Raw genomic sequence first — 13648 nt, forward strand, 5'->3', positions numbered from 1 at the left:
TCAGCCTGTTAACCCAGGCTGGAACGTCGTTCGCTTGCAGCCGATAGCTTGAAGCTTGCACCTGCGTTACTGAGACTTGCGCACGCGCAGATACCATTCGGACAGCAACCGTACCTGCTTGTCCGTGTAGCCCCTCTCGACCATTCGTGTGACGAAGTCGTTGTGTTTCTGCTGGTCCTCTTTGCTGGCTTTGGCGTTGAAACTGATGACCGGCAGCAGGTCCTCGGTGTTGGAGAACATTTTCTTCTCGATCACCACCCGCAGTTTTTCGTAACTGAGCCAGGTCGGGTTCTTGCCATTGTTGTTGGCACGCGCGCGCAGCACGAAATTGACGATTTCGTTGCGGAAATCTTTCGGGTTGCTGATGCCGGCCGGTTTCTCGATCTTCTCCAGTTCCTCGTTCAAGGCCACACGGTTGAGAATCTCGCCGGTTTCCGGATCGCGGTATTCCTGATCCTGAATCCAGAAGTCTGCATACAGCACGTAGCGGTCGAAGATGTTCTGACCGTACTCGCTGTAGGACTCCAGGTACGCCGTCTGGATTTCCTTGCCGATGAACTCGATGTAACGCGGAGCCAGGTATTCCTTGATGAAGCGCAGGTAACGTTCGCGGGTTTCGGCCGGGAATTGTTCCTGTTCGATCTGTTGTTCCAGCACATAGAGCAAATGCACCGGGTTGGCGGCGATTTCGTGCGGGTCGAAGTTGAAGACCTTGGACAGAATCTTGAACGCAAACCGTGTCGACAAGCCGTTCATGCCTTCGTCGACGCCTGCGCTGTCGCGGTACTCCTGAATCGATTTGGCCTTTGGATCGGTGTCCTTCAGGTTTTCGCCGTCGTACACGCGCATCTTCGAGTAGATGTTGGAGTTGTCCGGCTCTTTGAGGCGCGACAGCGTGGTGAACTGCGCGAGCATTTTCAGGGTGTCTGGCGCGCAATGCGCCTTGGCCAGCGAGCTGTTGAACAGCAGCTTGTCGTAAATCTTGATTTCGTCACTGACCCGCAGGCAGTAGGGCACCTTCACGATATAGATACGGTCGATGAAGGCTTCGTTGTTCTTGTTGTTGCGGAAGCTGTGCCATTCCGATTCGTTGGAGTGGGCCAGCAGAATACCGGTGAACGGAATCGCCCCGAGCCCTTCGGTGCTGTTGTAGTTGCCTTCCTGAGTCGCGGTCAGCAAAGGGTGCAGGACCTTGATCGGCGCCTTGAACATTTCGACGAATTCCATCAGGCCCTGGTTGGCCCGGCACAGCGCGCCAGAGTAGCTGTAGGCATCGGCGTCGTTCTGTGGGAATTCTTCCAGTTTGCGGATATCGACCTTGCCGACCAGTGCAGAAATGTCCTGATTGTTTTCGTCGCCCGGCTCGGTTTTCGCCACGGCGATCTGATTGAGGACCGAGGGATAAAGCTTCACCACCTTGAACTGGCTGATGTCGCCCCCGAACTCAGCCAGACGTTTGGTCGCCCAGGGCGACATGATGGTGCTCAGGTAGCGGCGTGGAATACCGAAGTCTTCCTCGAGAATCGCGCCGTCTTCACTGGCATTGAACAGGCCCAGAGGCGATTCGAAAACCGGCGAGCCCTTGATGGCGTAGAACGGGACTTTTTCGATCAGTTGTTTGAGTTTTTCAGCCAGGGACGATTTACCGCCGCCCACCGGGCCGAGCAGATAGAGGATTTGTTTCTTCTCTTCCAGGCCTTGGGCGGCATGGCGGAAATACGAGACGATCTGGTCGATGCATTCTTCCATCCCGTGGAAGTCGGCAAAGGCCGGATAGCGGCGTATGACCTTGTTGGAGAATATTCGCGATAACCGGGAGTTGGCGGACGTGTCCACCAGTTCAGGTTCGCCGATGGCCAGCAACAGACGTTCTGCGGCAGAGGCATAGGCGCTGCGATCCTGTTTGCAGAGCTCAAGATACTCCTGTAACGAGAGCTCTTCCTGTCGTGTGCTTTCAAAGCGGTCTTTGAAGTGGCTGAATATACTCATGACGTCACCTCGCTCGATACGTAGAGCCGGCGGCGGATCGTCAGTCGATGCTGGCAGCAACTGAGTATCCAGATGCTGTTTACCCCCCAGAACACCATAAAAGTAACTACCGATGACCCACGCGCCGGTGTACCGGCTCTCCCCTGAATACGGATGGCCTAGTCTTAGGATAGTTCGGATTCGGAAAGATAAAGAAGGGTTGCGCGAGAAGAGGGGCTGACCGTTCGTCAGATGGTACGCGAGCCCGCGTAGAACGCGGGATCAGCTGTCATAAAAATATTTTGTATCAGCCTTGCGCGGTTTCGTCGGGGTAAGTGGCGCGCCACAGTTCGAAACCGCCGTCCACGCTGTACACATCGGAGAAACCCTGGCCCACCAGGTAGGCCGCAGCGCTCTGGCTGGAATTGCCGTGGTAACAGACCACGACCAGTGGTTTGTCGAGGTCGGCCTCGCGGATGAAGTCGGCGATCGAATGGTTGTCCAGATGCAGGGATTCAGGAATGTGATTGCTCTGAAAGGACTGCGCATCTCGAACATCGACCAGCACTGCGCCCTGTTCGCGCAGCGCCTGAGCCTGTTCAGGCGGGATACGTTTGAATTCGGTCATTGCTTGGGCTCCTGAGCCTGAGGTTGCGGGGTTTCGGCGATATCGGGCTGCCTGCCGATGACGATGGGCCCGGACGCGGCATTGCCTGTAGCATCGCAATTGCATTGATGGCGTTCAAGCGTATCGACGTTGAGCAGGGTCATGGCACCGCCCCAGACACATCCGCTGTCGAGGGCAAAGACACCGGGTTCGTCGCAGCGACCTTCCAGCGCCGCCCAGTGGCCGAAGATGATCTTCACGTCGCGGGTCTTGCGGCTCTTGTGACTGAACCAGGGGGCGTAGCCAGGAATGGTGGTGCCGACGCCTTCCTTGCTTTTCAGGTCGAGTTTGCCGTCGCTGGTGCAGAAACGCATGCGCGTGAAATAGTTGGTGATGACCCGCAGGCGTGTCACGCCGGTCAGGCTGCTGTCCCATTTGGCAGGTTCATTGCCGTACATGCCATCGAGGAACGCGCCATACACGTGGTCGTCCAGCAAAGCCTGTTCAACTTCGGCCGCGCACTTCAGCGCTTTTTTCAGTGACCATTGGGGGGCGATGCCGGCGTGCACCATGGCGACATTGCGGTCTTCATCGTAGTGCATGAGCTTCTGGCGGCGCAGCCAGCCAAGCAACGCGTCGCGATCTGGCGCTTCGATGATTTCGCGCAGCGTGTCACCTTTTTTCAGGCGTTCCAGGTTGCGGGCGGCCGCGAGCAGGTGCAGGTCATGGTTACCCAGGACGCAGACCAGCGATTCGCGGATGTTGTACAGATAACGCAGGGTTTCCAGCGACTGTGGGCCGCGGTTGACCAGATCGCCCACCAGCCACAGCCGATCCTGTGCAGGGTCGAAGTTGACGTGGTCGAGCAGGCACTTCAGGGGATCAAGACAACCTTGCAGGTCGCCGACCGCGTAAACCGCCATCAGTGCAGCGAGCCCGGAACGGCCAGGCGGAACGGGGCGATCACGGCATCGAAGCGTTTGCCGTCTTCGGCCAGCATCTGATACGTGCCTTGCATGATCCCCACCCTTGTCGTCATGACGGTGCCGCTGCTGTAGGTATGGCTCTGCCCGACCTTGATCAGCGGCTGCTGACCCACGACACCCTCACCCCGGACTTGCTCGACATGGCCGTCTCCGTCGGTGATGACCCAGTGCCGCGAGAGTAGCTTGGCAGGCAACTGGCCGTGGTTGTGCACGGTGATGGTGTAGGCGAACGCAAAGCGGTTCTGCTCGGGCTGCGATTGTTCTGCGAGAAAGCGCGTGACGACGCTGACGTCGACCTGATAACGAGAATCGGACATGCAGTAGGCCTTGAAATCCATTGCGAAAAAACGCGCGTGTGCGGCAGATAGAACAGTCTAGGACAAGTAGGCGCAAAGGTGCGACTGAATGGCCGTTAACCTTTCCGGGCGCTTACTCCGTCACAACCTTTTCGCTGAGCGTGTCGGCCAGGCGAACGAACGCGGCCAGATCCAGTTGCTCCGGACGCAGACTGCCGTCTACGCCGGACGCGGTGATTTCATCGCTGCTGAGCAGTAGCTTCAGCGTGTTGCGCAAGGTCTTGCGGCGCTGGTTGAACGCTTCGCGCACGACCCGCTCCAGGACACGGTGATCCTTGGCCGGGTGTGGCAGTGTTTCATGCGGGACCAGACGAACGATGGCCGAGTCCACTTTCGGCGGCGGGTTGAACGCGCCCGGCCCGACGTTGAACAGGTGTTCCACGCGGCAATGGTACTGAACCATGATCGACAGCCGGCCCCAGTCACCACCGCCCGGCCCGGCAGCCATGCGCTCGACCACCTCTTTCTGCAACATGAAATGCATGTCGCGAATCAGGCTGGCGTTTTGCAGCAGGTGAAAGATCAGCGGCGTAGAAATGTTATACGGCAGGTTGCCGACCACGCGCAGGCTATGCGGCTCGGCGCCCAGGCTGTTGAAGTCGAACTTCAGCGCATCGCCTTGATGCAGGCTGAAGTTCGGCTTGCCGGCGAACTGGCTGTTGAGGATCGGGATCAGGTCCTTGTCCAGCTCAACCACGTCCAGCTGCGCGCCGCTGTTGAGCAAGCCTTCTGTCAGTGCGCCCTGGCCCGGGCCGATTTCCAGCAGGCGCTCTTCGGATTTGGCCCGAATGGCACGCAGGATCTTGTCGATAACGCCTGCGTCATGCAGGAAGTTCTGGCCGAAGCGCTTGCGCGCCCGGTGTTGGTATTGCTCGGTCATGAATGGGTCTCGGCCATCTGGTAAGCGGTTTGCAGCGCCACGTGCAGGCTGCCGGTGTCGATGTTCGCGGTGCCAGCCAGATCCAGCGCCGTGCCGTGATCGACAGAGGTGCGGATAATCGGCAAGCCGAGCGTCACATTGACTGCCGCGCCGAAACCTTTGTATTTCAGCACGGGCAGGCCCTGATCGTGGTACATCGCCAGCACTGCGTCGCAGTGCTCCAGATATTTGGGGGTAAACAGAGTGTCGGCAGGCAGCGGGCCGCGTAAATCCAGGCCCTCGCTGCGCAGACGCTCCAGAGTCGGTTCGATGATGTCGATTTCCTCGCGACCCAGATGCCCGCTTTCGCCAGCATGAGGGTTGAGGCCACAGACCAGAATGCGCGGGTGGGCGATGCCGAACTTGTTGACCAGATCAGCGTGCAGGATGCGTGTCACGCGCTCCAGTCGATCCGGCGTGATGGCGTCAGCCACGTCGCGCAGGGGCAGGTGAGTGGTCACCAGCGCCACGCGCAGGTCGCCGGTCGCCAGCATCATCACCACCTGTTCGGTGTGGGTCAGTTCGGCAAGGAATTCAGTGTGCCCGGAAAAAGCGATGCCGCCGTCGTTGATGACGCCCTTGTGCACCGGAGCGGTAATCATGCCGCTGAAGAGGCCGTCGAGACAGCCTTGCCCGGCGCGCGTCAGGGTTTGCAAGACGAATGCGGCGTTGGCCTTGTTCAGCACGCCAGTTACCACCGGGGCGGCCAGTGGCGTATCCCAGACGTAAAGACTGCCAGCAGGTGCCGGCAGGTCGGGGAGGGCGTCTGCAGTGACATCAAGCAGACTGACGGCCACACCCAGTTGCGTGGCCCGCTCAAGGAGCAGGCTACGGCTGGTGATGGCAATCAGGGGGTAGGGCTGAGGCTGCGTGGCGAGCAGCAGGCAGAGGTCAGGACCTATGCCGGCCGGCTCGCCGGGTGTCAGTGCGAAACGCTTGGGTTTCACTGTTCAGCCTGGGTCGCGCCAGGAAGTTTGATCTCGACGTAGGCTTCGTCACGAATCTGACGCAACCAGGTTTGCAGCTCTTCATCGTACTTGCGGTTGCGCAGAACGCTCAGCGCCTGCTGCTCACGCGCCTGACCGGTTGCATCTGTGGCGCGACGACCCAGCACTTCCAGGACGTGCCAGCCGTAAGCCGTCTTGAACGGTTTGGACAGCACACCCTGCGGCGTATTGCTCATGACTTCACGGAACTCCGGAACCAGCGAGTTGGGATCAACCCAGTTCAGATCGCCGCCGTTGAGCGCCGAGCCAGGGTCTTCCGAGAAGCTTTTGGCCAGCGTCGCGAAGTCTTCGCCATTCTCGATGCGTTCGTAGATTTTTTGCGCCAGAAGTTTGGTCGCTTCTTCGCTGCGGATCTCGCTTGGCTTGATCAGGATATGGCGCACATGCACTTCATCGCGCATCTGTGCCTGGCCCTGACCGCCACGTTTTTCCAGCAGCTTGAGAATAATGAAGCCACCCGGCGTACGTGCCGGAGGCGTCACATCACCAATCGGCATCGAACTGAGCATGTCACCGAACGGCGGCGGCAGTTGAGCGGCTTTACGCCAGCCCATGTCGCCACCTTCCAGTGCGTTTTCGCTGGAAGAGTTGGTAGTGGCAAGCTTGCCGAAGTCCGCACCTTTCTTCAGTTGGTCATAAATGCTCTTGGCTTTGATGGCCGCAGCCTGGATGGCTTCCGAGGAAGCGCTGTCCGGTGTCGCGATCAGAATGTTGGCCAGGTGAAACTCTTCAGACAGCTGAGCCTTGCCCTGATCGGATGCCAGGAAGTTTTTCACTTCCTGTTCGGACACCTGGATACGCTCGGCCACCCGGCGCTGACGCACACGGCTGATGATCATTTCCCGGCGAACCTGCTCGCGCGCATCGTCGTAAGACAGGCCGTCATGCGCCAACGCGGCGCGGAACTGGTCCACGCTCATGTTGTTACGCTGGGCAATGGTGCCGATCGCCTGGTTCAGTTCTTCATCGCTGACCCGAATCCCGGCCCGCTCACCCATCTGCAATTGCAGGTTTTCCAGAATCAGACGATCCAGAACCTGCTTTTGCAGGGCTTCGGCTGGCGGTACGCCAGAGCCGCGCTTGGCGATGGTTTGCTGAACTTCATAAACACGCTGGTCCATCTGGCTTTTCATGATCACGTCGTTATCGACGATGGCCACAACGCTGTCCAGAGGTTGAACCGCTGCATGCACAGCACCGCTCAGCAGTAACGCGCCCAGCATCAGCGGGCGCAGACAATCAGAAAGCTTGGTCTTCACGTTCACGATAACCTTGGATGCCTTTGTCGAGGAAGCTGTCTACTTTGGCGCCAGTCACACCGCCGAGCCCCTTCAACACGATTTGTAGGAATATGCCGCGGTCGCCTTTCTCGTTCTGAGGCGCTGCCTGGCTGAACTCGTCGTAGTCGATCCAGTAGCGGTTGACCAGACGCATTTTCCAGCAGCAGTTGTCGTATTCGAACCCGCCGAAAGCTTCGAGGGTGCGTTGACGGTTGTAGTCATACTGCCAGCGGCTGATCACGCTCCACTGCGGCACGATCGGCCAGATAACCGAGAAGTCGTGCTGCTGGATCTTGTAGTAGTCCTTCACGTAGTTGTCATCACCCGGACGGCCATAGTCACCACCACCAACGATCCACGTACCGGTGCTTTCGTCGTAACGAATCTGGTCGTTGCGATAGCGATAGCCGAGGTTGACAATCTTGTTGGGGTTGGCTTCAGGCTGATAGTGGAACATCGCGCTGCCCGAACGGGTGCTCTTGCTGTCCGGATCCCAGTTGAAATCGGAGCTGAAGCGCCAGTCGCGGTTGAAACGGTATTCGTATTCCAGCGCGTAAGGCGAAACGGTGGACTGAGCATCTTTGCGAGTGGCGAACGCGATGCCCGGCAACTGCACCTTGCGGTCTTCGAAATAGAAGGCCTGACCGATTGCAAAGCGTTGACGCTCGAATCCGTTGTCTTCGATCCAGCGGTTGTTGATGCCCAGCGACAGCTTGTTCTCGTCGCCGATGCGGTCGGAACCGGTGAAACGGTTATCACGGAACAGCGAGGCATAATTGAATGTGCTTTCGCCGGTGTCGAAGACCGGGATGTCGTCCTGGTCTTTCTCGGGAACATAGAGATAGAACAGGCGCGGTTCCAGGGTCTGGCGGTAATTCTTGCCGAACCAGTTGGTGTTGCGGTCGAAGTACAGGCCGCTGTCGACGCTGAAGATCGGTACGGCGCGGTTCTGGTTGCTGTCGAACGTTCCGGGGGCCAGGTCATTTTTGCCCTTGCTGTCCAGATCCAGGTCGTACTGGGTATAGACATACTTGAGCTTCGGCGTCAGGAAACCGTAGGTCCAGTTCATCGGCAGGCTGACTGACGGCGCCAGATTAAGGCGGTTGCCGTTGGCCCGTGCAATACCGCTAATATTTTCGTCTAGCCTACGCGTACCTATAGTTCCATCCTGATTAAATGGTCCACCATCTTTATCAAAAGAATTACCACCGCGCAGGTCACGCTCAAAACGAACTGCTTCGGTCTGATAATCGAACTTCAGGCCTTCCGGGTTGTAGGGCAACGTGCCGTTGAGCGTAAGCTGAGGCATACGATTATAAGGTGTAACGTTCGCAATCGTCGCCAGCTTGTAGGCCTGAGCATTGAGCACTGCCGAGTAGTTGTCACCCCGGTAGGTCAGGGAGCCCTGCTGGTTGATGTAGTCGGTGCTCTTCACACCGATCTGGTCGGTATCGAGATCCTGGAAGTAGTACGGGTCGCTGATGTCGGTGTAGTCGACCTTGGTCAGCCAGCGCGTATCAAGCCCGCCCACGTGCTGCCAGTTGATCATCCAGCGGGTCTTGTCGTAGTCCGATTGCAGCTTGCGCTCGTCGTTCTCGTCGTTCAGGTACGCACCGCCGAACTGGCCTTCGCTGCTCTTGGTCAGGTAACGGAACTCGCCTTCCATCAACAGACCGCGGTCTGCCATGTAACGCGGGTACAACGTGGCGTCGTAGTTTGGCGCCAGGTTGAAGTAGTAAGGCGTGACCAGCGTAAAGCCGTTATCGCCGCCTGCCGCAATGGTCGGCGGCAGGAAGCCGGACTGACGGCGGTCGTCGATCGGGAAGTAGATATACGGCGTATAGAGTACCGGTATGTCCTTGACCCGCAGGGTAACGTTGGTCGCTGTACCAAAACCGGTGGCCGGGTTCAGCGTGATGTTGTTGCCCTTGAGCGTCCAGGCGTTGCTGTTCGGCTCGCACGTGGTGTACGTGCCGTCCTTGAGGCGGATGATCGCGTTCTCGGCACGCTTGGCGTACAGGGCGTTACCGCGAATATTCGACTTGTGCAGGACGTATTCTGCGTTGTCGACCCGGGCTTCGCCGGTATCGAGCTGCAACTCGGCCTTGTCACCGACGATAAGCGCACCGTTGTCGCGCAGACGGACATTGCCGTTCAGCTCGCCACGGTTCTCGGCCTGATGCAGAGCAGCCTCCTGGGCCTCGACCTGCATGCTGCCCTGACGCATCACGACATCACCGGCGAGCGACGCGACCTGTGCTTCCTGTTCGTATCGCGAAGCCTTGGCTCCCACGAACATCGGCGCTTCGCTCATCTTGGTCTTGTCGTCCATGCCCGGGCGAAGAGGCTCGACGTAGGCGCCCGAGCAATACGGGCCGGTTTCGGCCAGTTGCGCTGGGGTAAGCTTGTCGCGAGGAACCCAATCGAGGTGGCTGTAGTCAGCACTACGCGACTTCAGGCCTTTGCCCTTGGCTTCGGTGACCAGTTGCGTACCCGCAGACTGCCCGCTCGAAGAGGTGCTCTCCGATGAGACCGTGCCGTTGGAACTGACCGACGTCGTGTCATGCACGGGGCGCGGAGGCAGGTCTACAGCAGCGGTATTGGATTTCGGCGCACAGTTCCAGGCACCCGAAGCAGAGACTGAGCAGTCATACTGTTCCGCGGCGACCACGAACTGAGTGGCCAGAGGTTGCATCGCCAGCAGACTGCCGGTTACGAGCAACGGAAATTTTTTACGAAACGCGGGGGATTTCAATGCCATCTTATTAGTCCGGGCTTCCTGCGCGCCATCTGCCCGCGGGGGGGCCGCACGCCTCTCGATGGGCTGAAAAAGATTCCGGATAATAAAGCATGACCCGCTTGACGGCTAGCGCCGTCGGAGACCCTTGTAATGTCAGATCAAGATATACGCCTTCAATCCTTGAAAGTTTGGCTCGATGAGCAGCTGCCAGCGTTGTTTGACGCGCAGAATTGGGGCGCCGTGCCCCCGGCCACGTTGACTGCGGCCAGTAGTGATGCAAGTTTTCGTCGTTATTTTCGCTGGGAGGGTGCCGGTCGAACTTTTATTGTCATGGACGCGCCTCCACCGCAGGAAAACTGCAAACCGTTCGTGGATATCGCTCATTTATTGAAAACGTCGGGCATTAATGTTCCGAAAATATACGCCGAAGACCTGACGCAAGGCTTTTTGCTGCTCAACGATCTGGGCCGCAAGACCTATCTGGACGTGATCGACGCCGAAAACGCCGATGCACTGTTCGACGACGCGATCCAGGCGCTGCTGGCCTACCAGCAATTGCCGATGGACGCGCCGCTGCCCAGCTATGACACGGCCTTGCTGCGTCGTGAACTGGAGCTGTTCCCCGAGTGGTACGTGAAGCGCCATCTGGGCATCGACATGGATGAGGCACAACAGGCCGACTGGCAGCAGGTCAGCGAGTTGCTGATCAACAGCGCCCTCGCGCAGCCCAAGGTGCTGGTGCATCGCGACTACATGCCGCGCAATCTGATGATCAGCGAACCCAATCCGGGCGTGCTGGATTTCCAGGATGCGGTGTACGGCCCGGTCACCTACGACGTAACCTGTCTGTTCAAGGATGCTTTTTTGAGCTGGCCGCAAGAGCGGGTCAGCGGCTGGCTCAGGACTTACTGGGATCAGGCGTGGGCCGTTGGCATTCCGGTTCAGGACGACTTTGCAGCGTTCGAGCGGGCCAGTGAGTTGATGGGCGTGCAACGGCATTTGAAAGTGATCGGGATTTTCGCGCGTATCTGCCATCGCGATGGCAAGCCACGTTACCTGGATGACGTGCCGCGCTTCTTCGCTTATATAGAAGCGGTTTTGTCACGCCGTCCCGAGCTGGCTCAGTTGGGGCAACTGCTCACCAGCCTGCAGCATCCCGCAGAGGCCTCTGCCTGAGTGTGCAGATGAGCGCTCGGGAAAACCATTGACTGTGTTGAAGAGGATTGCATGAAAGCGATGATTCTCGCCGCCGGAAAAGGCGAACGAATGCGCCCGTTGACCCTGCATACGCCCAAGCCGCTGGTGCGCGTCGGCGATGTGCCGTTGATCGAGTACCACCTGAACGCATTGCGTGCCGCCGGGTTTCACCAGTTGGTGATCAACCACGCTTGGCTGGGGCAGCAGATCGAAGATTATCTGGGCGACGGTCAGCGTTTCGATCTGAGCATCCGCTACTCCCCCGAAGGCCAGCCGCTGGAGACCGGCGGCGGCATTCAGCGGGCCTTGCCGTTGCTGGGGCTCGACCCTTTTCTGGTGGTCAATGGCGACATCTGGACGGACTACGACTTCAACGCCTTGCGCGTGTCGCTCTCCGGGCTGGCGCATCTGGTGCTGGTCGATAACCCGGCGCATCACCCGACCGGCGATTTTTCACTCGTCGACGGTCAGGTTCGTGATGGCGATTCCGCTGGCCCGCGCCTGACCTACAGTGGCATCGCGATCCTGCACCCGCGGCTTTTTGCCGGCTGCGAGCCGGGAGCGTTCAAGCTTGCGCCGTTGCTGCGTGAGGCGATGCAGCAAGGGCTGGTGACGGGCGAGCATTATCAGGGGCACTGGGTCGATGTCGGCACCCACGAGCGTCTGGCCGAAGTCGAACAATTGCTCGCGGAGACGCGCTGAATGCTCTGGCCCGGCACAGTGATCGGCGCAGGCATCGGTTACGCGATCGCCAGCATTCCGGGGACGATGCTCGGTGCATTGCTGGGGCAGGCGCTGGACCGGCGGTTGAAACTGCAAAACTGGGCGCAGCTGCGCGAGCGCCTCGGCGGACGCGCAGCCATTGCTCAGGACAGTCTGCTGTTTGTGCTGCTGGGGCGACTGGCCAAGAGTGAAGGACGGGTGCTGGCCAGCCACATTCATCAGGCACGAACCGAGATGCGCCGCCTGAGCCTCAACGATGCCGAGCAGCTACGCGCCATCAATGCGTTCAAGCGCGGCAGGGATGGTGCTGACGGGTTGCGCACTTACCTGCGCGGTTTGCAGCGCCAGCCGGACGTGGCCGAAGACCTGCTGCGTGCCTGCTGGCGAATGGCCTGGGCCGATGGCAAGGCTTCACGGGTCGAGCGCGAGCTGATTGGCGTCTGGGGCATGTGGCTTGGCTGGTCGGCGCAGCAAATCGAGGCGCTGGCTGCCGAGTACGATCCGATGAAGCGTTCGCCGATCAACGTCGGTGACGATTACAAAGGCGCGATGATTCTGCTGGGCGTCAAGCCGGACACCGATCCCCTTAGCGTCAAGCGCGCTTATCGGCGGCTGCTCAGTCGCCATCACCCGGACAAGATCGCCGGTTCGGGTGCCAATGCACAGCAGGTGCGCATGGCCACCGAGAAAACCAGCGAGCTGCACAACGCCTATCGGGTGATCAAGGCCCGGCGTGGGTTTACATGATCCTGCACCGGTCTTGAGGTTGGTGGCTACTTGTCTTCTTTGGGGTCTATCCAGCCGCGAATTCGCCGAAACAGCTGTTCTTGTTCCGTGTCTTCGTTGCCCACGATATTAATCAGGGCGATCTGGGTAAAACCGGGGCCTTTGGTGCGTTTGCTGGCCTGCAGTCGTGCTTTTGCAGCCAGGTCTGCCGGATTTTTGTAGATGAAGTCGGCGGTTTTGATTTTCAACGTCGGCACCATGTCCAGCAACGACGGGACGGCATTGACCGGTTCGCGTGCCGCGACCATCACCAACCTCTGCACCGTGGGCGAAGGGCGCTCGCTGAGGAACCGGGTGGCCCAGTAAGCGCCACTGCTGTGTCCGAGCAATATGACGCTGCGCGCCTTGTTCTGCTGGGCGAAGCTGATCGCGCTTTCGATCCGAGCGAAGATACGCTCGGCGCGGGCCTTGTTGCGCTCTTCGTCGGCGGCCGCTTTTGCCGTTGCAGCGCTGGCCAGTGCTTCAGCTTCCGCCGCCGGGTCTGGCGTCTTGGCTGCGGCGTCTTTCGGCGCGTCTTTTGCGGCACTGGCAGGTTTGTCGGCGGCTTTATCCTTATCGGCACTGGCCTCTGTTGCCGCGTCGGGCTCGCGTGCAGTCAGTGTGTCGTCCTCGGCGTCCGGCAGGGTAATGCTCAGGCTCGACCAGCCCACGTCCGGAAACTTGCGGCGCAACGGGCCGACCGCGTCTGGCCAGTCGGGAGACTCGGCGTCGCCCGGCAAAATGATCACAGCGCCTTGTGGCTCTTCACTGTTGGCAGGCTTCCAGAGCGCCAGAAAACTTTCGTCTCCGGCTTGCAGTTGCTGCTGGTCCCGAGTCGGTAACTGGCGCTCCAGAGCAATGGAGTCCTCTTGCGAACGGCTGAGCAGCGGTGCGCGTTCCACGGGCGCTTCGGCGGCAGCGTCCTTGTCGGGGGCCGGGTCGGCGGCCATCGCAGGCAGTGCGCAAGGAAGCATCAATGACAAAAACAATGCAGGAAACATTGCGCGAAAGGTGTAGGACATCGGATATTCCAAGCCAGAAACTATCCCGGCAGCCTAATGGGTTGATCGGCTTTTGTCAGGCCTGAGCGTGGGCGGCCC

At 59.4% G+C, this 13648-nt stretch carries 12 protein-coding genes; 3 read left to right on the plus strand and 9 right to left on the minus strand.

The genetic code is table 11. From position 1 onward, the window contains the following. Positions 1–66: 66 nt before the first annotated feature. The 8 genes from ABJ99_RS01055 to ABJ99_RS01090 form a co-directional block, all read right to left on the minus strand. The gene (locus ABJ99_RS01055; RefSeq protein ID WP_005614133.1) at positions 67–1989 is read right to left on the minus strand and encodes a PrkA family serine protein kinase; all 1923 of its coding nucleotides are present in this window, start codon (positions 1987–1989) and stop codon (positions 67–69) included. A gap of 286 nt (positions 1990–2275) precedes the next feature. Beyond that, positions 2276–2596 (minus strand): thiosulfate sulfurtransferase GlpE, encoded by a 321-nt coding sequence (gene glpE / locus ABJ99_RS01060; RefSeq protein ID WP_054084232.1) that lies wholly within the window; start codon positions 2594–2596, stop codon positions 2276–2278. Next, positions 2593–3498: a symmetrical bis(5'-nucleosyl)-tetraphosphatase gene (locus ABJ99_RS01065; RefSeq protein WP_054084233.1), complete on the minus strand. Its 906-nt coding sequence runs from the start codon at positions 3496–3498 to the stop codon at positions 2593–2595. Before ABJ99_RS01065 ends, glpE begins: the two co-directional genes overlap by 4 nt. After that, positions 3498–3878, minus strand: a complete 381-nt coding sequence (gene apaG / locus ABJ99_RS01070) for a Co2+/Mg2+ efflux protein ApaG (protein WP_054084291.1) — start codon at positions 3876–3878, stop codon at positions 3498–3500. Before apaG ends, ABJ99_RS01065 begins: the two co-directional genes overlap by 1 nt. A gap of 112 nt (positions 3879–3990) precedes the next feature. Beyond that, a complete protein-coding gene (gene rsmA / locus ABJ99_RS01075; protein ID WP_054084234.1) occupies positions 3991–4797 on the minus strand; it encodes a 16S rRNA (adenine(1518)-N(6)/adenine(1519)-N(6))-dimethyltransferase RsmA in 807 nt (268 codons plus the stop codon). Further along, on the minus strand, positions 4794–5783 hold the full coding sequence (pdxA, locus tag ABJ99_RS01080; RefSeq protein WP_054084235.1) for a 4-hydroxythreonine-4-phosphate dehydrogenase PdxA: 990 nt from the start codon (positions 5781–5783) through the stop codon (positions 4794–4796). The genes rsmA and pdxA overlap by 4 nt, the downstream gene beginning before the upstream one ends. Continuing rightward, positions 5780–7102, minus strand: coding sequence for a peptidylprolyl isomerase (locus tag ABJ99_RS01085; protein WP_054084292.1), 1323 nt, complete (start codon positions 7100–7102; stop codon positions 5780–5782). The genes pdxA and ABJ99_RS01085 overlap by 4 nt, the downstream gene beginning before the upstream one ends. After that, positions 7083–9884 carry an LPS-assembly protein LptD gene (locus tag ABJ99_RS01090; protein WP_054084236.1) on the minus strand — a complete coding sequence of 934 codons (2802 nt, stop codon included), beginning with the start codon at positions 9882–9884 and terminating at the stop codon, positions 7083–7085. The genes ABJ99_RS01085 and ABJ99_RS01090 overlap by 20 nt, the downstream gene beginning before the upstream one ends. A gap of 129 nt (positions 9885–10013) precedes the next feature. On the opposite strand from ABJ99_RS01090, the gene ABJ99_RS01095 reads away from it, so the two are divergent. The 3 genes from ABJ99_RS01095 to ABJ99_RS01105 are packed head-to-tail and all read left to right on the plus strand — an operon-like array spanning position 10014 to position 12530. After that, the gene (locus tag ABJ99_RS01095) at positions 10014–11039 is read left to right on the plus strand and encodes an aminoglycoside phosphotransferase family protein (RefSeq protein ID WP_054084237.1); all 1026 of its coding nucleotides are present in this window, start codon (positions 10014–10016) and stop codon (positions 11037–11039) included. 51 nt (positions 11040–11090) lie between these two features. Further along, positions 11091–11762, plus strand: coding sequence for an N-acetylmuramate alpha-1-phosphate uridylyltransferase MurU (gene murU, locus ABJ99_RS01100; RefSeq protein WP_054084238.1), 672 nt, complete (start codon positions 11091–11093; stop codon positions 11760–11762). Next, positions 11763–12530, plus strand: a complete 768-nt coding sequence (locus ABJ99_RS01105; protein ID WP_054084239.1) for a TerB family tellurite resistance protein — start codon at positions 11763–11765, stop codon at positions 12528–12530. Positions 12531–12556: 26 nt separating this feature from the next. Here ABJ99_RS01105 and ABJ99_RS01110 read toward each other — a convergent pair whose 3' ends face one another. Continuing rightward, the gene (locus ABJ99_RS01110; protein ID WP_054084240.1) at positions 12557–13570 is read right to left on the minus strand and encodes an alpha/beta hydrolase family protein; all 1014 of its coding nucleotides are present in this window, start codon (positions 13568–13570) and stop codon (positions 12557–12559) included. Between the last annotated feature and the right edge of the window lie 78 nt (positions 13571–13648).

The organism is Pseudomonas syringae pv. cilantro (assembly GCF_001293775.1).
In the GTDB taxonomy this organism is placed as follows: domain Bacteria; phylum Pseudomonadota; class Gammaproteobacteria; order Pseudomonadales; family Pseudomonadaceae; genus Aquipseudomonas; species Aquipseudomonas syringae_P.

Bases quoted from the DNA above. Each gene is read 5' to 3' on its own strand.
- ABJ99_RS01055 (WP_005614133.1), bottom strand. From the start codon at position 1,989: ATGAGTATATTCAGCCACTTCAAAGACCGCTTTGAAAGCACACGACAG.
- glpE (WP_054084232.1), bottom strand. From the start codon at position 2,596: ATGACCGAATTCAAACGTATCCCGCCTGAACAGGCTCAGGCGCTGCGC.
- ABJ99_RS01065 (WP_054084233.1), bottom strand. From the start codon at position 3,498: ATGGCGGTTTACGCGGTCGGCGACCTGCAAGGTTGTCTTGATCCCCTG.
- apaG (WP_054084291.1), bottom strand. From the start codon at position 3,878: ATGTCCGATTCTCGTTATCAGGTCGACGTCAGCGTCGTCACGCGCTTT.
- rsmA (WP_054084234.1), bottom strand. From the start codon at position 4,797: ATGACCGAGCAATACCAACACCGGGCGCGCAAGCGCTTCGGCCAGAAC.
- ABJ99_RS01090 (WP_054084236.1), bottom strand. From the start codon at position 9,884: ATGGCATTGAAATCCCCCGCGTTTCGTAAAAAATTTCCGTTGCTCGTA.
- ABJ99_RS01095 (WP_054084237.1), top strand. From the start codon at position 10,014: ATGTCAGATCAAGATATACGCCTTCAATCCTTGAAAGTTTGGCTCGAT.
- murU (WP_054084238.1), top strand. From the start codon at position 11,091: ATGAAAGCGATGATTCTCGCCGCCGGAAAAGGCGAACGAATGCGCCCG.
- ABJ99_RS01105 (WP_054084239.1), top strand. From the start codon at position 11,763: ATGCTCTGGCCCGGCACAGTGATCGGCGCAGGCATCGGTTACGCGATC.
- ABJ99_RS01110 (WP_054084240.1), bottom strand. From the start codon at position 13,570: ATGTCCTACACCTTTCGCGCAATGTTTCCTGCATTGTTTTTGTCATTG.